The organism is Aeromonas sp. R6-2, from assembly GCF_040908155.1.
GTDB lineage: Bacteria > Pseudomonadota > Gammaproteobacteria > Enterobacterales > Aeromonadaceae > Aeromonas > Aeromonas schubertii.
The window spans coordinates 181,573-204,727 of sequence record NZ_JBFODE010000032.1; the positions used below are offsets into that span (position 1 = coordinate 181,573).

At 64.9% G+C, this 23,155-nt stretch carries 20 protein-coding genes; 14 read left to right on the top strand and 6 right to left on the bottom strand.

Going from position 1 to position 23,155, the window contains the following annotated elements:
• The first annotated feature begins 74 nt into the window (after positions 1-74).
• From AB5Y48_RS07745 to AB5Y48_RS07780, 8 genes are all read left to right on the top strand, one after another.
• A complete protein-coding gene (locus AB5Y48_RS07745) occupies positions 75-1,451 on the top strand; it encodes an alkaline phosphatase (protein ID WP_368164119.1) in 1,377 nt (458 codons plus the stop codon).
• 10 nt (positions 1,452-1,461) lie between these two features.
• Positions 1,462-2,826 (top strand): alkaline phosphatase, encoded by a 1,365-nt coding sequence (locus AB5Y48_RS07750; protein WP_368164120.1) that lies wholly within the window; start codon positions 1,462-1,464, stop codon positions 2,824-2,826.
• Positions 2,827-2,873: 47 nt separating this feature from the next.
• On the top strand, positions 2,874-3,551 hold the full coding sequence (locus AB5Y48_RS07755; RefSeq protein WP_224162004.1) for a hypothetical protein: 678 nt from the start codon (positions 2,874-2,876) through the stop codon (positions 3,549-3,551).
• Positions 3,552-3,610: 59 nt separating this feature from the next.
• The gene (locus AB5Y48_RS07760) at positions 3,611-4,348 is read left to right on the top strand and encodes a substrate-binding periplasmic protein (RefSeq protein WP_368164121.1); all 738 of its coding nucleotides are present in this window, start codon (positions 3,611-3,613) and stop codon (positions 4,346-4,348) included.
• A gap of 193 nt (positions 4,349-4,541) precedes the next feature.
• Positions 4,542-4,949 (top strand): nucleoside diphosphate kinase regulator, encoded by a 408-nt coding sequence (rnk, locus tag AB5Y48_RS07765; RefSeq protein ID WP_224159992.1) that lies wholly within the window; start codon positions 4,542-4,544, stop codon positions 4,947-4,949.
• 95 nt (positions 4,950-5,044) lie between these two features.
• On the top strand, positions 5,045-5,635 hold the full coding sequence (uhpA, locus tag AB5Y48_RS07770) for a transcriptional regulator UhpA (protein ID WP_050665998.1): 591 nt from the start codon (positions 5,045-5,047) through the stop codon (positions 5,633-5,635).
• A complete protein-coding gene (gene uhpB / locus AB5Y48_RS07775) occupies positions 5,632-7,140 on the top strand; it encodes a signal transduction histidine-protein kinase/phosphatase UhpB (protein WP_368164122.1) in 1,509 nt (502 codons plus the stop codon). Before uhpA ends, uhpB begins: the two co-directional genes overlap by 4 nt.
• The gene (locus AB5Y48_RS07780) at positions 7,140-8,462 is read left to right on the top strand and encodes an MFS transporter (protein ID WP_060586667.1); all 1,323 of its coding nucleotides are present in this window, start codon (positions 7,140-7,142) and stop codon (positions 8,460-8,462) included. Before uhpB ends, AB5Y48_RS07780 begins: the two co-directional genes overlap by 1 nt.
• 14 nt (positions 8,463-8,476) lie before the next feature.
• Here the strand turns inward: AB5Y48_RS07780 and AB5Y48_RS07785 are convergent, their stop codons facing one another.
• Positions 8,477-9,622, bottom strand: a complete 1,146-nt coding sequence (locus AB5Y48_RS07785; protein WP_368164123.1) for a diguanylate cyclase — start codon at positions 9,620-9,622, stop codon at positions 8,477-8,479.
• Positions 9,623-9,833: 211 nt separating this feature from the next.
• On the opposite strand from AB5Y48_RS07785, the gene AB5Y48_RS07790 reads away from it, so the two are divergent.
• Positions 9,834-10,706, top strand: coding sequence for a sterol desaturase family protein (locus AB5Y48_RS07790; protein ID WP_224161998.1), 873 nt, complete (start codon positions 9,834-9,836; stop codon positions 10,704-10,706).
• A 17-nt stretch (positions 10,707-10,723) separates the two neighbouring features.
• Positions 10,724-11,437 (top strand): substrate-binding periplasmic protein, encoded by a 714-nt coding sequence (locus AB5Y48_RS07795; protein ID WP_368164124.1) that lies wholly within the window; start codon positions 10,724-10,726, stop codon positions 11,435-11,437.
• A gap of 85 nt (positions 11,438-11,522) precedes the next feature.
• Here the strand turns inward: AB5Y48_RS07795 and AB5Y48_RS07800 are convergent, their stop codons facing one another.
• The 4 genes from AB5Y48_RS07800 to AB5Y48_RS07815 all read right to left on the bottom strand — a co-directional run bounded on the left by AB5Y48_RS07800 (position 11,523) and on the right by AB5Y48_RS07815 (position 17,609).
• Positions 11,523-13,424, bottom strand: a complete 1,902-nt coding sequence (locus AB5Y48_RS07800; RefSeq protein WP_224161984.1) for a DEAD/DEAH box helicase — start codon at positions 13,422-13,424, stop codon at positions 11,523-11,525.
• Positions 13,425-13,605: 181 nt separating this feature from the next.
• Positions 13,606-14,046, bottom strand: coding sequence for a hotdog fold thioesterase (locus AB5Y48_RS07805; protein WP_050665991.1), 441 nt, complete (start codon positions 14,044-14,046; stop codon positions 13,606-13,608).
• Between the two features lie 30 nt (positions 14,047-14,076).
• Entirely contained in the window at positions 14,077-14,562 is a 486-nt protein-coding gene (locus tag AB5Y48_RS07810) for a hypothetical protein (protein WP_060586679.1), read from the bottom strand.
• Positions 14,562-17,609, bottom strand: coding sequence for an FAD-binding and (Fe-S)-binding domain-containing protein (locus AB5Y48_RS07815; protein ID WP_368164125.1), 3,048 nt, complete (start codon positions 17,607-17,609; stop codon positions 14,562-14,564). Before AB5Y48_RS07815 ends, AB5Y48_RS07810 begins: the two co-directional genes overlap by 1 nt.
• A gap of 213 nt (positions 17,610-17,822) precedes the next feature.
• Between AB5Y48_RS07815 and AB5Y48_RS07820 the strand changes: the two genes are divergently transcribed.
• The 4 genes from AB5Y48_RS07820 (at position 17,823) to AB5Y48_RS07835 (ending at position 22,148) form a co-directional block, all read left to right on the top strand.
• The gene (locus tag AB5Y48_RS07820) at positions 17,823-18,737 is read left to right on the top strand and encodes a cation diffusion facilitator family transporter (protein WP_368164126.1); all 915 of its coding nucleotides are present in this window, start codon (positions 17,823-17,825) and stop codon (positions 18,735-18,737) included.
• 108 nt (positions 18,738-18,845) lie between these two features.
• Positions 18,846-20,144 (top strand): sphingomyelin phosphodiesterase, encoded by a 1,299-nt coding sequence (locus AB5Y48_RS07825; protein ID WP_368164127.1) that lies wholly within the window; start codon positions 18,846-18,848, stop codon positions 20,142-20,144.
• Positions 20,141-20,902: a hypothetical protein gene (locus tag AB5Y48_RS07830; protein ID WP_082177953.1), complete on the top strand. Its 762-nt coding sequence runs from the start codon at positions 20,141-20,143 to the stop codon at positions 20,900-20,902. Before AB5Y48_RS07825 ends, AB5Y48_RS07830 begins: the two co-directional genes overlap by 4 nt.
• Positions 20,903-21,041: 139 nt before the next feature.
• Positions 21,042-22,148 (top strand): alkene reductase, encoded by a 1,107-nt coding sequence (locus tag AB5Y48_RS07835; RefSeq protein WP_368164128.1) that lies wholly within the window; start codon positions 21,042-21,044, stop codon positions 22,146-22,148.
• 54 nt (positions 22,149-22,202) lie between these two features.
• Here the strand turns inward: AB5Y48_RS07835 and AB5Y48_RS07840 are convergent, their stop codons facing one another.
• Positions 22,203-23,099, bottom strand: a complete 897-nt coding sequence (locus AB5Y48_RS07840; RefSeq protein WP_368164129.1) for a LysR substrate-binding domain-containing protein — start codon at positions 23,097-23,099, stop codon at positions 22,203-22,205.
• Positions 23,100-23,155 lie beyond the last annotated feature (56 nt).

Consider the following 23,155-nt stretch of genomic DNA (forward strand, 5'->3'; position numbering starts at 1 on the left):
CTGTCACCTGTTTTACACAGAACCGAAACAGAGCCCCTCTACCCTGCCGGCAGTCTTAACAAGGAGTGACAGTAATGAAAAAAGTGGCAGGACTTGCACTGCTTATCGGCGCCGCCCTGGCAGCCGGGTGCAACTCCACGAACGATTCCACCCCCGTCGCCAAGAACGTGATCTTCTTTCTCGGTGATGGCATGGGCATCAATACCCTGACTGCCTCACGCATCTACAGCGTCGGTGAAGAGGGGAGTCTCACCATTGACACCCTGCCCCAGAGTGCCTTTATCAAGACCTTCTCCCACGATGCCCAGGTGACCGACTCTGCCCCCTCCATGTCCGCCTACATGACCGGGGTCAAGAGCAACAACGGCGTCATCTCCATGGACGGGGATGCCACCTACGAGAGTGATTGCAGCAAGAGTGCCGGCAAGCGGGCCACCACCCTGCTCGAGCTGGCCAAGCAGGCAGGACGCGCCACCGGCGTGGTCACCACCACCCGCATCACCCACGCCACTCCGGCCGCCACCTATGCCCATATCTGCAACCGGGATCTGGAAAACGACATCGCCGCCCAACTGGTACCGGGCGGGGCTGGTTTCAACGGTGCCCTCGGTGACGGGGTCGACGTGGTGATGGGGGGTGGCAGCCGCCACTTCCTGCCCGGCGACCAGAAGGGAAAACGCGGCGACGGACGCAACCTCATCGACGAGATGCGGGCCCAGGGCTATCAGTTTGTGAGCAACGAAAGCGAACTGGCCGCCGCCACCACCGACAAGAAGTTGCTGGGGCTGTTTGGCAGCAGCCACATGAACTACGAGCTCGATCGCAAGAGCGGCGAGCCGTCGCTCTCCGAGATGACAGTAAGCGCCCTCAAGCACCTGAAGCAGAACAAGCGCGGCTACTTCCTGATGGTCGAGGGGGGGCGCATCGATCACGCCCTGCACGACACCAACGCCAAACGCGCCCTGGTCGACACCGTGGCTTTTAACGACGCCATCCAGGCCGCCATCGACGAGGTGAAAAAGAGCGATCCCGAGCTCAAGAACACCCTCATCGTGGTGACCGCAGACCATGACCACACCCTGGTGCTGAACGGTTATGCCAAACGCACCGGCAAGACTACCGCCACTAACCCGGGGGTACTGGGTCTGGTGAAGAACTACGGGGACGGCAACCCGACCCTCGACAAAGAGGGTAACCCCTACACCATCATCGGCTTTGGCAACGGCCACAACCGGGTCGAGGGGCCACGCCAGAGCCTGGATGAGGCCACCGTCAGCGCCAATGACTACGCCCAGGAGGCGGTCGTGCGCATCAGCGACGTGGCCGGTGAAGAGACCCACGGCGGCACCGATGTCTTCCTCGGGGCCATGGGCCACGGGGCCGAGGGCTTCCACGGATCCATGGACAACACCGCCGTCTTCAACGTCGTCAAGGCCGCCGCCGAGCTGTAAGGAGCACACCATGAACAAGCACACTCTCGCCGCCGCCCTTGGCCTGGCGCTCGCCAGTGGCGCCACCCAGGCCGCCCCGGCCAAGAACGTCATCCTCTTTATCGGCGATGGCATGGGCCCCACCGTCCTCACCGCCACCCGTCTCTACAAGGTGGGGGAAGAGGGCAACCTGGAGATGATGAAGCTGCCCTACGCGGCGCGCGTCAAGACCTTCTCCCACGATGCCCAGACCACCGACTCAGCCCCCTCCATGGCCGCCTACACCACGGGCATCAAGATGAACAACGAGGTGATCGGCATGAGCAGCGATACCCTGGCGGTGGCGCCGGGCAAGGATGCCAACGGCAACAAGAGCATCAACAACTGCGCCAGCGATAACGGCACTGCGGTACCCAACCTGCTCGAGCTGGCCAAGGCTGCCGGCAAGTCGGTCGGCGCCGTCACCACCACTGAGCTGACTCACGCGACCCCGGCCGCCACCTATGCCCACATCTGCCACCGTGACGCGGCTTACGCCATCGCGGCCCAGGCGGTACCAGGGGGAGCGGGCTTTAACCAGGCGCTCGGTGACGGGGTCGACGTGCTGCTGGGGGGGGGGGCCAACCACTGGACCCCTTACGGTCCCGGCAACAAGAAGGGGCGCGCCGATGGCCGCGATCTGACCGCCGAGCTCAGCGCCCAGGGCTATCACTACGTCACCACCAAGAGCAGTCTGGCGGGCGTGAATGCTGGCAAGGTGCTCGGCCTCTTTAGCGCCACCTCGCACCTGGATTACGACCTCGATCGCCAGAACAAGGGCGCGGCCTCGACCCAACCGTCCCTCTCGGAGATGACCGCCAAGGCGATCGATCTGCTGGCCGGTAACGACAAGGGCTTCTTCCTGATGGTGGAAGGGGGGCGTATCGACCACGCCCTGCACGGCACCAACGCCAAGCGGGCACTGACCGATGCGGTGGCGCTGGACGAGGCGGTCAAGACGGCCCTGGCCAAGGTGGATCTCACCGAGACCCTGGTGGTGGTCACCGCCGACCACGACCACACCATGACCATCAACGGCTACGCGGCCAAGGGCAACCCTGTGCTGGATCTGGTCAAGGACAAGGCCGGCACCCCGGCCCTGGATGCCGACGGCAAGCCCTACACCACCCTGGTGTTTGGCAACGGCCCCAACCGCCCGGACACTCGCCCCGTGCTGACCAGCGAGGTGGTCACCGCCGATGACTACCTGCAGGAGACCGGCGTCAGACTCGACTCCGAGACCCACGGCGGCGGCGACGTCATGCTCTTCTCGGGGGGCGCCGGCAGCACCGCCTTCAAGGGCACCATCGACAACACCCAGGTGTTTGGCAAGATCAAGGCCGCCCTCGGCCTGTAATCCCCCGCGGGGCGGCCACGCCGCCCCGCCTCTCTTGAGAAGAGCCCATGCAACGAATCTCCCTCCCGGTTCTGGCCCTGCTGGCCGCCCCCTTCACTCAGGCGGCAGGCGCCCCAGACCTGGCCGCCCGCATCAGCTACGAGGTGCGCACCACCACCGCCGACGGCATCGTCAAGGAGAGCCGCTGGCAGGAGCGCTGGCTGCGCGTCGGCGACACCCTGTGGAGCGAACGGCTCATCCCGCTGCCCATCGCCCGCGCCTTCCACGCCCGCCACGACGGCCAGAGCGGCCACAAACACTTCGCCTATCAGATGGCGGCACGCTGGATAAGCCCGGACGACCGGGGCGCCCCCTGGCTGCGCTACGCCGACGCCTGGCATCGCCAGGTGGTGGAGGTGCCCCCCGAGGAGTATGGCCAGGTCGCCTTCAAGCCCGACTGGGCACGCCTGCGTCACCTGGTCGACCCGGCCAGCCTGGCCACCATGACGCCGCAAGACGACCCTGCCCCGGAAGGGGCGCGTTGGTATGAGCAGCGTCAGGGGAACGAGCGTACCCGGGTGCTCTGGTCCGAGCGCGAGCAGGTGGCTCTGGCGCTGGAGTCGGGGAGCCTGGATGGCTGGCGCAGTTACCGCATGACGCTGACCCGCCAACCCATTCCCAAACAGCTCCCCTGGCAGGCCTTTAACGACTATCCCACCCAGGATCTGCGCGATTTCTTTGACTGAGCCCCGCCCATGGGGGAGGATGGAGCCCCCCTCTCCCTTGCTATCTGGCCCGCTGCCCTATGCCACTGCTGCTCTGTGCCCTGCTTGCCCTGCTCGTCAGCGGTTCCGCCCTGGCCATCGAGGTATTGGCTGCCGAGGTGCCCCCTTACGCGATCAAGTCGCAGCAAGGGGCACCGACGGGCATGGCCGTCGAGGTGCTGGAAGAGGCCGCCCGGCGCCTGGGTGAGCCACTCCATATCGAGGTACTCCCCTTTGCCAGGGCACTCAGTCAGGCCCGTCATCGCAAAGATGTGCTCCTGCTGCCCCCCGCCTGGAGCGAGGAGCGCGCCTCGCACTTTCTCTGGATTGTGCCCCTGCTCGAGGAGTCGTTCGTGCTGGTCACCGACCGCCGTCACCACCCGACCCCGCTCACCCTGGCCGAGACCCGCCGCCGCGGGGACAAGATAGGGGTGCTACGCAACTCCCTCGCCCACGACCGGCTGCGCCGGGTCGAGGGGGTGACCCTGGAGCTGGCCACCGAGGAGGTACGCAACGCCCAGAAGTTGTCGCTCGGGCGCATCTCGGCCTGGGCGGCGGCCTGGAATACGGTTAACTACAACCAGCTCAGGGCCGAGCTTCCCACCTCCCATCTCCTGCGCGGGGAGACGCTCCAGCGCACCAGCCTCTATCTGGCCGCCCACCCCGAGTTCCCCGCAGCCCAGGCGAGCCGCTGGCGCGCCGCCCTGGAGTCGATGCACCGAGACGGCACACTGCGGCGCATCCTGGCCCAATACGACTACCAGGCCCCCGAGCCGTAAATTGCCAAACGCATCCCTTCTGGTTATGGTATGCCCATGAGACCCGCCATTTCCCCCCTCTTCAGGGCCACCCCCTCCTAAGCCCCCGGCCCGCCCCGTCGACCGGGGGCGCCTCATCTTCTTTCGCCAGCTTGCGCCACTTTGGGTGGTCGCGAGCCCTTGACCATATGGACAAACAGCAAGGAGTCACCCCATGCAACGACCCAAGATCACCCTCTCCTCCCTCGATCTGGCGCGCCTCGAGCGACTGCTCGAGAGCCTGCCTCCCCAGCAGGCCCTCAACCATCCCCTGCAAGGGGAGCTCAGTCGCGCCGAGGTCCTCGAGCCCGGACAGATGCCCGCCGATGTGGTGACCATGAACTCCACCGTTCGCTTTCGTCTGGAGAGCAGCGGTGAGGAGCACAGCCTCACCCTGGTCTACCCCAAGGATGTGCAGGGAGATCCACAGCGCATCTCGGTGTTGGCCCCGGTCGGCTCGGCCCTGATTGGCCTGACGGTGGGTGATGAGATGACATGGCCGGGTCCTGCCGGCCAGCCCCTGCGGATTCGCATCCTCGAGGTGCTCTATCAGCCGGAGCGTGCCGGCGAGCTGCACCGCTAAAAAGGGGAATGCAGATCAAGGGAGGCGCCGCTTCGACTTGAGTCGGGCCATGGCCAGGGGTAAGGTAGCGCCTCCTCCCTATTTCGGTTGTCACCATGATCACCATCGCCCTCATCGACGATCACCTGATCGTGCGCTCCGGCTTTGCCCAGCTGCTCTCCCTCGAGCCCGATCTCGAGGTGGTGGGCGAATTTGGCTCGGGCCAGGAGGCACTGGCCGGCCTGCCCGGCTGCGCCCCCCGGGTCTGTATCTGTGACATCTCCATGCCCGATATCTCGGGGCTGGACCTGTTGAGCAAGCTGCCCAGAGGGTTGGCGGTGATCATGCTGTCGGTGCACGACAGCCCCGCCCTCATCGAGCAGGCGCTCAAGGCCGGCGCCAAAGGATTCCTCTCCAAGCGCTGCCACCCGGACGAGCTGATCGCGGCGGTGCGCACCGCCGCCAGCGGCGGCTGCTACCTCACCCCCGAGATCGCCCAGAAGCTCGCCTGTGCGCGTCAGGATCCCCTGACCAGCCGCGAGCGCCAGGTGGCCGAGCGCCTCGCCCAGGGGATGGAGGTCAAGGCCATCGCCGCCGAGCTCGGCCTCTCTCCCAAGACGGTGCATGTGCATCGGGCCAATCTGATGGAGAAGCTGGGGGTGGGCAACAATGTCGAGCTGGCCCGCCGCCTCTTTGACAACTGGTGATGTACCGCCTTCCCCGCCTGCTGCCCCTGGCTCTCTCCGGCAGCATCATCTTCAGCGCCGGTTGGTTTTGCCTCTGGAGCATCAGCCTGCATCTGGTAGAGCGCCCCGAGCTGGCCGCCCTGCTCTTCCCCTTCGGCCTGCGTCTGGGATTGATGCTGCAATGCCCGCGCCGGTTCTGGCCGGTGCTGCTGCTCAGCGAGTGGGGGCTCATCGCCTGGCTTCATAGCCAGGTGGGCATGCCCAATGCGAGCTGGCTGGTGGCCGGCTCCCTGCTCACCCTGCTGCCGGTGGCTCTGGCCCATCAGTGGCGCCGTGCCGACGAGTGGCACACCCTGCTGCTGCAAGGGGCGGCCCTGGTGGCGGCGGCCCTGCTGCAATCCTTGCTCTGGTTTGGCCAGGATGGGCTCACCGCCCTGCTGCTCACCCTCACCGGTGGTCTCACACTGGCCCCCACCTGCCTGCTTATCTGGCACTACCTGACCCGGGCCAGCTGGCAGCCCCTGGGCCCTGCCCTGGTGGCCCAGCCGGTGGCCTGGCGCGCCCGTCACCTCATCTGGTATCTGCTGCTGTTCGCGGTGAGCCTCTCCCTGCAGCTGGGGCTGCCCAAGGAGCTGGCCCGCTTCACCCCCTTCTGTCTGGCGCTGCCCATCATCGCCCTTGCCTGGCGCTATGGCTGGCAGGGAGCCCTGTTGGCCACCCTGATGAACGCCATCGCCCTTATCGCGGGCCAGACCTGGCACGATCATGCGGTGGACCTGCTTCTCTCCCTGCTGGCCCAGAGCCTGACCGGCCTGCTGCTGGGGGCCGGGATCCAGCGTCTGCGCGAGCTCAACGGCGAGCTCGAGCACCAGCTCGCCTGCAATCGCCAGCTTGCCGAGCGACTGGTGGAGACCGAGGAGCACGTGCGCCGGGAGGTGGCCCGCGAGCTGCACGATGACATAGGCCAGACCATCACCGCCATCCGCACCCAGGCGGGGATCCTGCCGCGTCTGGCACCGGATAACCCCGGCGTGACCCAGAGCAGCGCCCTCATCGAGCAGCTCTCCCTCGGGGTCTATGATGCGGTGCGCCGCCTGCTGGGACGGCTGCGCCCGCGCCAGCTCGACGATCTCCCCCTGACCCAGGCGGTACGCGCCCTGCTGCGGGAGATGGAGCTGGAGGCCCAGGGGATCGTCACTCACCTGGAGTGGCGCATCGACGAGGAGCAACTCAGTGAAGGACAGAGGGTTACCCTGTTTCGGGTCTGCCAGGAGGGGCTCAATAACGTGGTCAAACACGCCGGCGCGAGCGCCGTGACCCTGCAGGCCTGGCATCAGGGGCAGTGGCTGCATCTGGTGCTCGAAGACGACGGCTGCGGGCTGCCCCAGGATCAGGCCCCCCGGGGCTTTGGCCTGCTTGGCCTGCGCGAGCGGCTGCAGGCCATGGGGGGGGAGCTCTCCCTCTCCTGCACCCACGGCACCCGCCTCTCGGTCACCCTGCCCGGCAGACGTAACAAGGAGCGCTGATGTTCGGTTTTTTAAGAAGCCCGGCCTGGGCCCCGGCTATCACGGACCCGGCAGAGATAGCGCAGCGCTATCGCTATTGGCGCCGTCATATCCTGCTCTCTATCTATCTGGGGTACGCCCTCTTCTACTTCACCCGCAAGAGCTTCAACGCCGCCATGCCCGACATGCTGGCCAGCGGCATCATAGCGCGCACCGATATCGGGTTGCTGGCCACCCTCTTCTACATCACCTACGGGCTGTCGAAGTTCTTCTCGGGCATCGTCAGCGATCACTCCAACCCCCGCTATTTCATGGGGCTGGGGCTGATGGCCACCGGTGTGGTCAACATACTGTTCGGTCTCTCCTCCTCGCTCTGGCTGTTCGCCCTGCTCTGGGTCGCCAACGCCTTCTTCCAGGGATGGGGCTGGCCTCCCTGCTCCAAGCTGCTCACCACCTGGTATTCGCGTTCCGAGCGGGGTGGCTGGTGGGCCCTGTGGAACACGGCCCACAACGTGGGGGGCGCCCTCATCCCCATGGTGGTGGCCACCGTGGCCCTGCACTATGGCTGGCGCGCCGGCATGATAGTGCCGGGGCTGTGCGCCATTGCCGCCGGTCTGTTCCTGTGCTGGCGACTGCGGGACAAACCCCAGACCCTCGGGCTACCGAGCGTGGGGGTATGGCGCCAGGATGCTCTGGAGATGGCCCAGCAGCAGGAGGGGGCGGGTCTCTCCCGGCGCCAGATCCTCCATCGCTACGTGCTGACCAACCCCTATATCTGGCTGCTCGCCTGCTGCTATGTGCTGGTCTATGTGGTGCGTGCCGCCATCAACGACTGGGGCAACCTCTATATGCAGGAGCGGCTGGGGGTGGATCTGGTGACGGCCAACTCGGCGGTGACCCTGTTTGAGCTGGGGGGCTTTGTCGGCGCCCTGGTGGCGGGCTGGGGATCGGACCGGCTCTTTAACGGCAACCGGGGTCCCATGAACCTCATCTTCGCCGCCGGCATACTGCTCTCGGTGGGCTCACTCTGGCTGATGCCCTTCGCCACCTACGTGATGCAGGCGGCCTGCTTCTTTACCATCGGCTTCTTCGTCTTCGGCCCCCAGATGCTGATCGGCATGGCCGCGGCCGAGTGCTCCCACAAGGACGCGGCGGGTGCCGCCACCGGCTTTGTCGGCCTCTTCGCCTACATGGGCGCGGCCCTCTCGGGCTACCCCCTGGCCAGGGTGATGGAGATCTGGCACTGGCAAGGTTTCTTCGTGGTGATCGCCATCGCCGCCGGCATCTCGGCCCTGCTGCTGCTCCCCTTCCTGCGGGCCCAGGCTCCTCGCCAACCGGGCTGACCGGGCTGCCGTCCTCAGAGTCCGGACGGCATCTTGTCCAGACACTCGCTACCACAGACCCGGTTCTTGCCCAGGCGCTTGGCCCGGTAGAGGGCGAGATCGGCCCGCTTGAGCGCCGCCTCCAAACGCTCACCGGCCAGGATGCGGTCCACCCCCAGGCTGGCAGTCACCCTCACCTCGCCAAAGCTCAGCAGGGCTATCTCGGCACAGAGCTGCTCGCAGAGCCGATAGCTCTGCTCCTCATCGAGGTGCGTCAGCAACACAAACTCCTCACCCCCGATCCGGGCGGCGACGGTGCCCGGCAGGCACTGCAGCTGGCGGCCCACCCCCTGCAGCACCCGATCCCCCATCTCGTGGCCAAACCTGTCATTGATCTGCTTGAAGTCATCGAGATCCATCATGGCCACCATCAGTGGCGCCCGATCCATCAGGGTACGCATCCGCTGGTGCAGCCCCCGGCGGTTGTAGAGCCCGGTCAGCGGGTCATGGGTGGCCTGTTGGCGCAGGGCGAGGGTGTGGTGCTGAATACAGAGCAGCAAGACCCCCACCGGAGTCAGGTAACCGGCCACCAGCATGGCCAGACAGGCGGTGATGATTGCGGCACGATGATCCCAGGGCAGGGGTATGCCGCTCATCAGCAGGGTGTTGATCAACACGAAGAGGGTGAGAGAGAGGGTCACCAGCCCCAGCAGTGGCATCACCAGGCGATAGTCTCGCCCCCCGTGGCGCGCCAGTTGCCAGATGAGCATGGCGCCAAACCCCGAGAAGGCGATCGCCATCAGGAGCAACGAGGCTCGCGGCATCCCGAGCCAATGGCTCAAGCCCAGCAATCCGAGCAGCAGCAACAGGCCGCTGCACCAGCGTTGCCACTCGTTGGGAAGTTGCAGGAAGGCACGCACCCCCGCCAGCATCAGGGCCGCATGAAGCAACAAGAAGAGATTACCGGCCCACAACCCCGACTGGAGGGTGAGCTGGGTACCCACCACAAAACCGGTCAGGCCGGCCAACGCCATCAGGCTGGCTGCCCACCAGAAGTGGATACCCGGGATTTGACGATAGGCCCGCCAGGTGAGGGTGAGGGTGAGAAAGGCCAGCACATAGCCAAACAGAACCATCAGTATCAGGAGGCGAGTATCGGTATGGGAGAGAGCTGCATCCATGCTTGTCTAACCTGACTCAACACTGACGGGAGTATATGGAAAAGCCGCTGCCGTGTCCCTATTGAAACATGACGGTAACAACACTTTTGACATCCTCATCATTGTTCCCCGCAGATACGGCCCAAAAGCACCCCAAAAGGGGGATCGCCGCCTGTTAATCGAATGCAAAAAGTGCAGTATGCTGGGCAAAACATCGACAAGGATGACTCATATGGATGTGAAGCTGATCCTCCTCTACCTGGCCCCCCTGTTCCTGCTCTTTATCGGAGCCGAGATGTGGTACCTGCATCGTCACGGGGAGCGCTTCCCCACCGCCCGCTACCAGTGGCGCGATCTGCTGGCCAACGCCACCCTGGCCCTGATGCACCAGGGGGGGGATCTGCTCGCCGCCCTGCTCATCACCCACATCTATGATGCGGTCTGGGGATGGCGCCTGCTGGACATCCCGCTCACCTTCTGGAGCGTACTGCTGCTCTTCTTGCTACAGGATCTCTGCTACTGGCTGTTCCACTTCGCCAGCCACCACGTGCGCTGGCTGTGGGCCTCCCACGTGGTGCATCACAGCTCGGAGCACCTCAACCTCTCCACGGCCTTTCGCCAGAGCCTGATGTACCCGGTCTCGGGGATGTGGCTCTTCTGGCTGCCGATGATCCTGCTCGGTTTTCCTCCCGAGGCGGTCGTCGCCACCGTGCTCCTGAGCCTCGCCTTCCAGTTCTTTGTCCATACCCAGGTCATAGGGCGCCTGGGCTGGCTCGAGTGGGTACTCAACACCCCCTCCCACCACAGGGTCCACCACGCCAGCAATCCGGGCTATATCGATCGCAACTTCGCCGGCGTGCTGATCATCTGGGATCGCCTCTTTGGTACCTTCGTGGAAGAGGATCCGGCCACGCCGTGCCGCTATGGCATCACCAAGCCCATTCACAGCTTCAACCCCATCACCCTCACCTTCCATGAGTGGCGCGACATGCTCCGTGAGGCGCGCCCCCTCCCCTGGCGAGAGCGGCTCGGGGTACTGTTTGGTCCCCCGCTGCCCCGCCAACATGACAGCGTGCCCGGGAAGGCTATCTTTAGGGAACCCTAATCCCCGGAGATATCCCCATGTTCAGGAGTCGACTCGCACAGGCCATCTTGCCCCTGCTCACCGCCACGGCCACCCAGGCTGTCACCCTCACCAGCCTGGACTGGCCTCCCTACACGGGGGCGACCCTGCCCGGGCAAGGAAAGACCAGCGAGGTGGTCAAGGCCGCCTTCACCGCGGCCGGAGAGCCGCTCACCATCAAGTTCCTCCCCTGGCAGCGAGCCGTGGACGAGGCCAAGGCCAATCCCGAGGTGGTGGGCTACTTTCCCGAGTACCAGGATCCCCAGAGCCCCTGCCTCTTTTCGGATCCCATCGGCCATGGCCCCCTCGGCTTTGCCCAGCAACAGGCAAACCCCGTCACCTGGCAGAGCCTGGACGATCTCAAGGGCAAGAAGATAGGAGTGGTGACCGGCTATGTGAACACCGCCGACTTTGATAGTCGGGTAGCCAGCAAGGCTCTCAGTGTCGATGCGACCACCTCGGATGCCCAAAACCTGCTCAAACTGGGCAACGGGCGGCTGGATCTCGCGGTGATCGACAAGAATGTGATGGGCTTTCTGCTGCAAAGCGATCCCAAGCTGCAAGGGCTGGCCGACAAGATCGGCTTCAACGATCGACTGCTGGAGGACAAGACCCTGCATGTCTGCTTCACCGACACTCCCCAGGGGCGGGAGGCACTGGCCCGCTTCAATCAGGCGCTGACCCGGGAGGCGGTGAAAAAGCTGATGGAATAACCGGCAAGACATCACCGAATGCAAAAAAGAGAGGGCCGATCGTGGATCGGCCCTCATCATATCACCCGGTGTTACCCAAGTATGATCAGTTGTGCTCGCGGCGCTTGTTACCAAACTTGCGCTTGTCAAAGCCACCTTCGCGGTTGCCGTGCTCGCGGTTACCATTGCCTTCGCGACGCTCCTTGAACGGACGGCGCTCCTTGTTGAAGGGGCGGTCACGGAACTGGCGCGGGGGAGCGCTGCGGGTCCCTTCCGGTACTTCGGTGTAGGGAGTGATCATCAGCGGGCGCTGGCAGACACGGGCGCGACGCAGCACTTCCATCACCTCGGCGCTCATGCCCTTGGGCAAGTCGACGGTGGAGAAGTCATCGGCGATCTCGATGTTGCCGATGAAGCGGCTCTCGAGGTTGGCCTCGTTGGCGATGGCGCCGACGATCTGACCCGGCTTGACGCCGTGATGGGAACCCACGTCAACGCGGAAACGCTCCATCTTCACGTCAGGATTGTCTTTGAGCGGACGCGGCTCCAGACCCGGCATGCGACGGGCCGGGCGATCGCCACGGTTAAAGTCGCGCTCGCCGCGGTTGTTGAAGTCACGGTCACCGAAGTCGCGCTGACGGTCGAACTCGCGGGACGGCTGGGAGAGCAGCGGATCCGGCTTGGATTCGTCGAGCAGCAGGGGCTGATCCCCTTGCACCAGCTTGGCCAGGGCGGCAGCCAGCTCGATGGGGTCGACAGACTCATCCTGCACCAGCTCGTTGACCAGTTCGTAGTAGGTCTCGAGCTCCTCACCCATCATGGTCTCGCGAATGCGCTCCTTGAACTTGGTCAGGCGGTGCTGGTTGATGTCGGCGGTGGTCGGCATCTTCATCGGCTCGATGCTCTGACGGGTCGCGTGCTCGATAGAACGCAGCATGCGACGCTCGCGCGGAGCCACAAACAGAATGGCCTCACCCTTACGACCGGCACGACCGGTACGGCCGATACGGTGCACGTAGGACTCGGTATCGTAGGGAATGTCGTAGTTCACCACGTGGGTGATGCGCTCGACGTCGAGACCGCGGGCGACCACGTCGGTGGCGATCAGGATATCCAGTTGACCCTGACGCAGCTTCTCGACGGTACGCTCACGCAGCTTCTGCGGGATGTCGCCGTGCAGGGCTTCACAGGCATGGCCACGAGCGGCCAGCTTGCCGGCCAGCTCTTCGGCGGCGTTCTTGGTACGCACGAACACCAGCAGGGCCTCGTAAGGCTCGACTTCCAGCAGACGGGTCATGGCTTCCAGCTTGTGGGAGCCGGTCACCTGCCAGTAACGCTGACGGATGGTGGTTGCGGTCGCAGTCTTGGAGGCGATCTTGATCTCTTTGGGGTTCTTCAGGTGCTTCTGGGCCACGCGGCGGATCTGCTCCGGCATGGTGGCAGAGAAGAGGGCAACCTGACGACCGGCCGGGCACTGGTCCATGATCCAGTCCACGTCGTCGATAAAGCCCATGCGCAGCATCTCGTCCGCTTCATCCAGCACCAGGGCCTTCAGACCGGAGAGATCCAGGCTCTTGCGACGGATCAGGTCCATGACGCGACCCGGGGTACCGACGACCACCTGGGCACCGCGACGCAGGGCGCGGATCTGGGTGTCGTAGGAAGAGCCGCCATAGATGGGCAACACGTGGAAATCGGGCATGTGGTGGGCGTAACGCTGGCACGCCTCGGAGACCTGGATGGCCAGCTCACGGGTCGGAGCCAGAACCAGAATCTGGGTAGAGCGATTGCCCGCCTCCAGGCGAGACAAAAGCGGAAGCGCGAAAGCAGCGGTCTTCCCTGTACCGGTTTGAGCCTGCCCCAGCAGATCATGACCCGCCAGGAGCGGCGGAATGGAGGCGGCCTGGATCGGTGACGGGCGCTCGTAGCCAACGTCATGCAGCGCCTTCAAAATGGGCGCGGCCAATCCCAGCTCGTCAAACAGGGGCAGTTGTTCGGTATCAGACATAGATTCTTCCAGGTTTAAGGCAGGCGGTTCACACCGCGGAATAGCAAAAAGGCGGCGATTATAGCGCCACTTTCTCCGGCTGTCTTGAAAAATGTGATTGGCATCTCAAAGACATGGCAAGTATATGCCTGTGCGGCACGATTGGCATGGTGATTTTTCAACCAGCGCTCTGGCACGCGCTTCAGAGGGTGCTGCCCGAACGCTTGGCCTTGAGTACCGCCATGGTGATCCGGCTGGTGCAGATGAGGCGATCCCGCTCATCCTTTATCTCTATCTGCCACACCTGGGTGGTGGCTCCCAGATGCACCGGACGGGTCACCCCGGTCACCACCCCTTCGCGCTTGGCACGTATGTGGTTGGCGTTGATGTCGAGACCGACACAGTAGTGATCCCCATCCACCGCCATATTGGCGGCAATCGACCCAAGTGTCTCGGCCAGCACCACGGAGGCGCCCCCGTGCAACATGCCCAGCGGTTGGTGGGTGCGACTGTCGACCGGCATGGTGGCGGCAATCCAGTCGTCGCCAAAGCCACTGTAATGAATATCGAGGTGGGCCATCAGGGTGTTGTGCGAACTCGCCTCCAACCCCGCCAGGCTCATGGGTTTCTTCCAGATAGACATTGCTCTTCTCTACACAGGTGTAGCCTTCGGCTACCAGGGATAAGTGACCCCGGGCCACTCTACCCAGGGCATGTCACGGCCGGGAAACACGGGCTGCTTCCAGTGCCAGCGGTTGACCAGCCAGCGCCGTAGCGCCAGGCCAAAGCTCTCCTCATCGATGGGGGCCTCCCCGACAAGCCAGAAGAAGGCCTCCACCTGCACCCCGGGCAGCAGCGAGGGGTAGAGGTAGACGCCCCCGATAAGCTTCGTCTCGGCGGCATCCCACACCGAGTAGACAAAGGAGCGGCGGGCGCGAAACTCCGATACCTGCCACTCCAGATCCGCCTCGTGCTGGGCCAGGGAGAAGTGCGCCGACGGCCAGGGGTCATCGGGGCGAAACAGCTGATGCAGCCGCTCTCGCTCGCGCATCAGCGCCACATACTCCACCACCGCCTGTGCCTCGCCACACCCCTTGAGCACGAAGCGGGCGTGGCAATACTCCTCGGGCACCAGGAAGCGCTTGCTGGGTTTGAGCATCACAGCCGCTCGAGCAACGCCTGCAGCGGGTGCTTGAGCTTCTCCCCCTCCATGCGTCCCACCTGGCTGCGACACGAATAGCCGGTGGCGAGGCAGCGCTCTTTGGGCAGCCGCGAGAGGGGCTCGGCCCAGCTCAACCCATAGATGGCGCGCGAGTGCTCCAGATGGCGGGCGTCGTGGCCATAGGTACCGGCCATGCCGCAGCATCCCACCGCCACCGCCTCGAGGCGGGCACCAAAGCGCTCGAATACCTGCTTCCACTGTTGGGTGCTGGCCGGCAGGGCGGTCTTCTCGGTGCAATGTCCAAACAGGTACCATGGCTCGTCACCGCCGGCCTCTACCTCGGGGGCCGGCAGCGAGAGCAGCCACTCCTGGGGCAGCAGCACCTTGAACTCACCGCGCGCCTCCCCCAGGGCCTTGACGTACTCGTCCCGGTAGCAGAGCACCATGGCCGGATCGACCCCGATGAGGGGCACCCCGAGGCGGGCCACCTTGCCCAGAAACTGGGCCGTGTTGGCGGCGGTGCGGGCAAAGGCGCGCAGGAACCCCTTCACATGCTGGGGCTTGCCGTTGGGCTTGAAAGGCAGCAGATAGGGCTGGTAACCGAGCCTGCCACACAGGTGCACCAGATCCCGCACCACGGGGGCGTCGTAGTAGCTGGTGAAGGGATCTTGCACGATCAGCACCACCTTCTGGCGCTGCTCGGCACTCATGTGCTCGAGCCCCGGCAAGTCAAAGTAACGCGCCTTGTGGTCGTGCAGCGATTCGGCCAGGGTCGGTACCGACAGCAGGGGCACATCCACCATGCCGAGCACCTTCTCGCTCGCCTTCTGCATCCACTCCTTTTCCAGGAAGAAGTTGACCATGCGCGGCGCCTTGGCCATCAGGGGGGTATAGCTCTCTACCGTGCCGACGAAGTAGTCCTTGGGGGCGCGCAGGTAGCGGCTGTGGTAGAGCTGCATGAAACGGGAGCGAAAGCTCGGCACATCCACCTTGATGGGGCACTGGCTGGTGCACGCCTTGCACGCCAGACACCCCTCCATCGCCTCCATCACCTCGTGAGAGAAGTCGTACTGACCGCGCGAGCGGGCCCAGGTGTTGCGCACCTTGTCGACAATCTGCTTGAAGCGTACGCCGCCCGACTGCAGGGCCACCTCTTCGGCGAGGGGATCGAATCCCTGCAGGGCCAGCTGGCGCAGCCACTCGCGCATCAGGCCGGCGCGTCCCTTGGGGGAGTGACGCCGGTCGCGGCTCACCTTGACCGAGGGGCACATGGGGGAGTCGGTCTCGAAGGTAAAGCACAGGCCGTTACCGTTGCAGTCCAGCGCCCGGGTGTAGCTCTCGCGCACCGCCACCGGGATCTGGCGGTCATACTTGCCACGCTTGGGGCCGTCCACCGACACCAGCTCGGCGGCACTGCCGAAGGGGGTACAGATCTTGCCCGGGTTGAGGCGGTTATTGGGGTCGAATGCTCCCTTGACTCGCTGCAGCTCCTCCCACAACTCTCCGAAGAAGGCGGGACCGTACTCGGAGCGGAACCCCTTGCCGTGCTCGCCCCACATCAGGCCGCCGTATTTGGCGGTCAGTGCCACCACCCGATCCGAGATGCGTCGCAACATCACCTCCTGCTCGGGATCACACATGTCCAGGGCCGGGCGCACGTGCAAGACGCCGGCATCCACGTGACCAAACATGCCGTAGTCGAGGCCGTGCTCGTCGAGCAGGGCGCGAAACTCCATGATGAAGTCGGCCAGGGACTCCGGCGGCACTGCCGTATCCTCGGCAAAGGCGACCGGCTTCTTGCGCCCGTCGGCATTGCCAAGCAGCCCCACCGATTTCTTTCGCATGGCATAGATGGTCTCGATGCTCGGCAGGTGGTCACACACCTGATAACCGATGATGCCCGCCTCGCCGCGCGCCATCAGCTCGTCGATGCGCCGGCACAACTCGGCGACCTTGGCGGCGTGCTCGGCCTCGTCAAGATCAGCAAATTCGACGATGTTGAGCCCGTCCATCCGCTTGCCCGGCACCTCCTCGATGAGGCTGCTCACCGAGTGCCAGATGATATCGGCCTTGGCCAGGTTGAGCACCCGCGAGTCCACTGTCTCCACCGAGAGGGCCTCGGCCGCCACCATAAAGGGGGCGCTGCGCAGGGCTGACGGAAAGCTGTCGTACTTGACGTTGACCAGGGTGCGAAAGCGGGGGATGGGGGTGATGTTGAGGCGCGCCTCGACGATAAAACCGAGGGAGCCTTCCGAGCCGCACAGCACCCGGCTCACGTCGAGGGCATCCTCGACGGGGTCATAGAGGTGCTTGAGGTCATAGCCGGTCAGGAAACGGTTGAGCCTGGGGAAGGTCGCCTCGATATCGGCGCGGCGCTCGCGGCCGATGCGATAGAGGGTACGATAGACCTCCCCTTCCCGGCTCTTGAGGGCCAGCTTGTCGGCGAGGCGCGATCCCTTGAGGGGCTCGGTGGCGATGATGTCGCCATTTTCCAGCACCGCCTTGAGACCGAGCACGTGATCCGAAGTCTTGCCGTACACGAGTGAGCCCTGCCCCGAGGCGTCGGTGTTGACCATGCCGCCTATGGTGGCGCGGTTGGAGGTGGAGAGATCCGGAGAGAAGAAGAAACCGTGGGGCTTGAGGGCGGCATTGAGCTGATCCTTGATGACCCCCGCCTGGACCCGCACCCACCCCTGCTCGGGATTGATTTCCATGATCCGGTTCATATATCGGGAGAGATCGACGATAATGCCGGCGCTTAAAGACTGGCCATTGGTGCCGGTGCCGCCGCCCCGGGGAGAAAACGTCAGCTCCCGGTAGCGGGACTCCTGTGCCAGGGTCAGCATACGGCTGATGTCGTCGGCGTCTCTTGGGAAGAGCACCGCCTGGGGCGTCACCTGATAGACGCTGTTGTCCGTCGCCATCGCGAGCCGGCCCGCATATGACCTGTCCATATCGCCCTGAAAGCCTCCTGCCCTCAAGGCATCGAGGAAAGCCAGGACGAGAGGGGACACACTGCCTTGATAATCGAGTCTCGGGATCATGAATCCTTGTTCCCTGCTTGTTTAACCATGTCAGTCGACATGCTGCTCCAGCCGGCGCTCCGGCGACCACAATGCGGCCGGCATCCACGCCGTCCGACATTCGCTCACATCTTGTTATTCGTCGGCGGGCAGTATACCAGCCACGACGGCGGCGGGATCAAGCCTGTCAGGCACCTTTCCACCACCTTGTTTGACTACCTATGGAGGATTGTTATGGCTTCTCTTAGCCATGTTATCAGTACAGAGAAACAGGCCCTCACCCTCTCTCTGTTTGGCTGTATCGGTTTTGCCACCTTCGGCATCGCCTACGGTCTGTTTGTCGGCTCCCATGCCATCTTGCTCGACGGCATCTTCACCCTCTTCAGCATGGGGATGACGGGTCTGGGTCTGGTCACCGCCTATCTGGTCACCCGCCCCCACGACGCCCGCTTCCAATACGGCTATGCCCACTTCGAGCCCATCGCCAACGTCGTCAATGGCGCCCTCATACTGATCCTCTGTCTGGTTGCCCTCGGGGAGGGGATCACCGCACTGCGCCAGGGGGGACGAGAGATAGCGCTCGACCACGCCCTGCTCTACGCCGGCATCTCAACCCTCTTCTGTGCCGGGATCTACACCCTGGAGGCCAAGGTGGCACGGCGCACCGGCTCCGAGCTGGTGCGGGTCGATGCCAAGGAGTGGCTGGTCGACACCATTTTGAGTGCCACCCTGCTGGTGGGATTTGTCATCGCCCTGCTCCTCGAGCAGGCGGGTTATGGCCACTACAACCGCTATATCGACCCTGTGCTGGTCTCGGTGCTGGCCCTGTGTGCCACCCTGATCCCCATCAAGGTACTCGGACGCAATCTGCGCGAGGTGCTGAAAATCGCCCCCAGGGGGGAGGTACAGCAAAGGGTGCACCAAGAGGTGCAGGCCCTTCGCGATCGCTACGGGGTCGAGTGCTACAGCCATCTGGCCAAGAGCGGCCGCCGCTTCGATCTCGAACTCAATATTCTGGTGCCCCAGGGCCAGGAGTGGCCCATCGCCCGCCAGGATGCCCTGCGCCAGGAGCTCTGGAGCCGCCTCGGCGACACCCTGGGAGATGCCTGGCTATCGGTCTGCTTCACCGCCGAGAAGCGCTGGTTGTGATCCCCCCCATATAGGGTCTTTCACCGAGTTGTAACAAATATGTAAATGAAGTGACTCCTGTGCCCGGCATAACACGGGCACATTCCATCCAATGACAAGGAGTCACTCATGTACCACGCCCGGTTAGCCCTTCCTCTGCTGCTCACCAGCGCCTTCGCCCTGGCCGACACAGATGTCTATCTCACCAATAACAGCCCCGAGCCGGTTCAGATCGAGGTGCGCCACGATGGCCCCCTGCAAGAGGGAAGTCAGTGGACCCAGCACCGCCAGGAACTTGGTCCCTGGGAGCGGGCCATGGTACTGAGCTTCAACCGCTACGAGGGGGTCAAGGCCGGTCAGGTCGATCGCTTCGAGACCCGGGTCACCACCGCCGACGGCAGCCGCTACACCCTGAGTCAGGAGATGGTCGGCACCTGGTGGAACAGCAGCCTGCGCCACGGGGGCGCCACCGATGAGAGCAGCTCGGGCTGGCTGTCGGATCGCACCATCCATCGTCTCTCCGGCGCCAGCGAACTCGCCTTTGCCGCCCGCTATACCGGCCGCTATGACGATCTCGACTATCAGATCACGGCCCCCCAGAGTGCGCCCACCCCATCACCCGACGAGGGGCGCCTCTCGGTCGCTACCTACAACATCTGGGCCCTTCCCGTCATCGCCAAGCGCATCGGCGAACGGCTGGCCCTGCTGCCATCACACCTCAAGGGGTATGACGCCCTGCTGCTGCAAGAGGTGTTCGACGGGCGGCGCGACGCCTTCTTGCAGGCACTGGCCAGGGAGTATCCCTACCAGACCAAGGTGCTCGACAAGCCCGGCATCAACATTCACGACGGGGGCGTGGTGATCGTCAGCCGTTACCCCATAGTGCGCGAGGCCCAGTTCGTCTATCCCGACTGCACCGGCACCGACTGCTTCGCCGACAAGGGGGTGGTCTATGCCGAGGTGATCAAGGGGGGCAAGGCCTGGCACCTGTTCGCCACCCATGCCGCCTCCTTCGATACCGACGCCGCCCGCGCCATCCGTCAGACCCAGTTCCGCCAGATCCGCGACTTCGCCGCGCGTCTGGCCATCCCCAAGGGGGATACAGTGCTCTATGGGGGCGACTTTAACGTCAACAAGCGCAAGTTCCCGGACGACTACGCCGGCATGCTGGCGGGCCTCAACGCCAGCGAGCCCGGCTATGCCGGTTGGGATGCCACCTTCGATCCGCGCGTCAACGCCTACTCCGGCGGCCTGCTCTCGGGTGGCGCCAACGTGGAGTATCTGGACTACGTCATGGTGAGCCAGGATTACGCCCCGGCCAGTGCAAACCGCAACACGGTGGCCATACCGCGTACCAGCGCCGCCGGGATCTGGCCCGAGAGCAACCTCTCGGATCACTTCCCGGTACAGGCCGAGGTGAGTCGATGAAGGCGCGGCTGGGGGCGCTCGCCCTCTGCCTGCTCGGCGTCTGGCTGCTGTGGCCCGCAGACGGCCCCGCACAAACAGGTGCCGCGCCCGGGGCCCCGCTTCCCGCGCCGCAGGCCCACCCGCTCGCGCAGGAGACGCTTCGACAGGCGCCCAGCACGCCGCCCGCGGCTGCGACCGCGCCGGCTGTCGAGCCCCTGCCACCGCTGAGTCCCGGGCAGGAGAGCCTGCTCGCCGGGGAGGCGCAATCGAGCGACGCCCCCCTCAGTGACAAGGTGGCGGCCCTGTCGTCCCTGCTCGGGGAGCTGCCCTCGGCCCTGCTGGTGCAAGGACGCTACGCCCTCGCCCTGGAGGCCCTCGCCGAGGCGACCGAAGGGCTCTCGCAGGGCGAGCGCCTGGCCGCGCTCTCGAGCCTGCAGGATCAGTGGGCTCACGATGAGCCGGCCCTGGCTCCCGATCTTTTCAATCCCGCCGCCCGCCTGCAGCAGGCGCGTCAGCTCTGGCCCGATGATCCCGTGGCGCCGATGGCACGCCACTTTCTGCCAAGGGAGCAGGCCAGTGCCACCCTCGCCTTCGAGGCGCAGCAACAGGCCCAACGGACCGAGCGCCGCCACTACCAGGAGGCCTTGGCCGAGCTGGAGGCAAACCTGGCCCTGCGCCGGGACGCCATGGATGAGGCGAGCTGGCAGGCCGAGCGGGAAGCGGCCATCGGACGCTTTCGGCGCGACTTCTTTACGCCCGCCACACCCGTTCGGGAATAACCACAGCGGGGGCTCATGCCCCCTCTTCTCCCTCTATTGCTGCGATAAATGCAGCACTGCTTTGCTGTTAATGGTCTTTTTTGACAATAACACGCCCCCTATGCTGGAGCCCTCTGTTTGACACCTCTCGAGGCACCCCATGCAACCCGATCCCCTCTTCACCCCCTTTACCCTTGGCCGGCTGACCCTCTCCAATCGCATCGTCATGCCGCCCATGACCCGCTCGCGCGCCGCCCAGCCCGGCGACGTGGCCACCGAGCTGATGGCCACCTATTATGCCCAGCGTGCCGGTGCCGGCCTTATCGTGAGCGAAGGCACCCAGATCTCCCCCCTCGGTAAGGGCTACGCCTGGACCCCCGGCATCTATAGCCCAGATCAGGTGGCCGGCTGGCGTACCGTGACCGATGCGGTGCATGCCAACGGGGGCACCATCTTCGCCCAGCTCTGGCATGTGGGTCGCGTCACCCACCCGGACAACATCGGCGGCGCCCAACCGGTCAGCGCCTCGGCCCTGCGCGCCGAGGGGGTGCGGGTGTTTGTGGACAAGAACAATGCCCCGGGCTTTGTGGAAACCGTTACTCCACGCGCTCTTTCGGTCCAAGAGATTGCCGACGTGGTGCAGGCGTTTCGCCAGGCGGCCCGCAACGCCATGGCGGCGGGCTTTGATGGCATCGAGCTGCACGGGGCCAACGGTTATCTCATCAACCAGTTTCTCGACTCGGAATCCAACGCCCGCACAGACTGCTACGGCGGCTCCCTCGACAACCGCCTGCGCTTCCTGCGCGAGGTGGTCGAGGCGGTCGGCGCCGAGATCGGCATGGAGCGGGTCGGCGTGCGTCTGGCGCCGCTCACCACCCTCAACGGCACGGTCGACGCCGATCCCGAGCAGACCTACACCGCCGCCGCGCGCCTGCTTGGCGAGCTCGGCGTGGTCTACCTGCACATCGCCGAGGCTGACTGGGACGATGCCCCCCTGATGGGCGTCGACTTCAAACAGGCTTTGCGTGAGGCCTATCCGGGCACCCTCATCTACGCCGGCAAATACGATGCGGCACGCGCCCGCGCGGCCATCGCCGAGGGTTGGGCCGACCTGGTGGGCTTTGGCCGCCCCTTCGTCGCCAACCCGGACCTGCCGGAGCGGATCCGCCGCGATCAACCCTGGGCCCAGCACGATCCGGCCACCCTGTTTGGCGGCGGTGCCAAGGGGCTGACCGATTACCCCAGGGCCGACGGCTCGGCCGCCTGATCCCCGCCAAAGAGAGGCCCCGCACTGCGGGGCCTGACGTTTTTGCCGATGCGCCTAGAGAGCCCCCTCACCGAGGCTGGCTTTGAGAAAGTCGAGCCAGACACGCAGGCGCGGATCGCGCTGGGCATCGGAGTAGAAGACGGCATTGATCGGGCGCGAGGCGCCGCTGTTGGCGCTGGCCAGCACCTCGACCAGGGCCCCGCTGGCCCTATCCTCGCCGGTCATAAAGTCGGACAGGCAGACGATCCCCTCCCCGGCCAGGGCCAGCTGGCGCAGGGTCTCGCCGCTGCTGGCGCGAAGGCCGGGGGTCACCGGCAGGCGGTCCCCCAAGGCCGAGCGAAGGGGCCAGTGATTGAGGTGATCGGGCGCGATAAACCCAAGCAGGGTGTGCTGGCTCAGGCTTGCCACCGTCTCGGGTGTACCACTGCGAGCGAGGTAGGCGGGTGAGGCCAGCAGGCGAATGCGCGTGCGCCCGAGGGGCATGACGCGCAGGGAGGAGTCCTCCAGCTCGCCGATGCGGATGGCCACATCGACCCGGCGCTCCATCAGGTTGATAAACCCCTCCGAGCTGTGCAGCTGCAGCTCGATACGCGGATAACGCTGCCGAAAACAGCCGATGAGGGGCACCAGCTGGTGCAGGATAAAGGGGGTGGCGGCGTCGACTCGCAAGATCCCCTCGGGCTGCTCCCGGCGCATCAGGAGCGTCCCTTCCACCTCGGCCATCTCGGCGATGATCGTGAGCGCCTTCTGATAGAGCCAGGCCCCCTCTTCGGTCAGGCCCAGGCGCCGGGTGGTGCGGTTGAGCAGCACGGTGGAGAGCTTCTGCTCGAGGCGCTTCACGCCCCGGCTAAGCGCCGAGTTGTCGATGCCGAGGTTGTCGGCCGCCTGGCGAAAACTGCCCGCCTCCACCACGGCCACGAACTGCATCAACTCATCGGAGTGGATCTTCATGATGACGGATTTCCATGCAATAGTATCAGGGCTTTATATCGTCCCGGTCAGGGCCA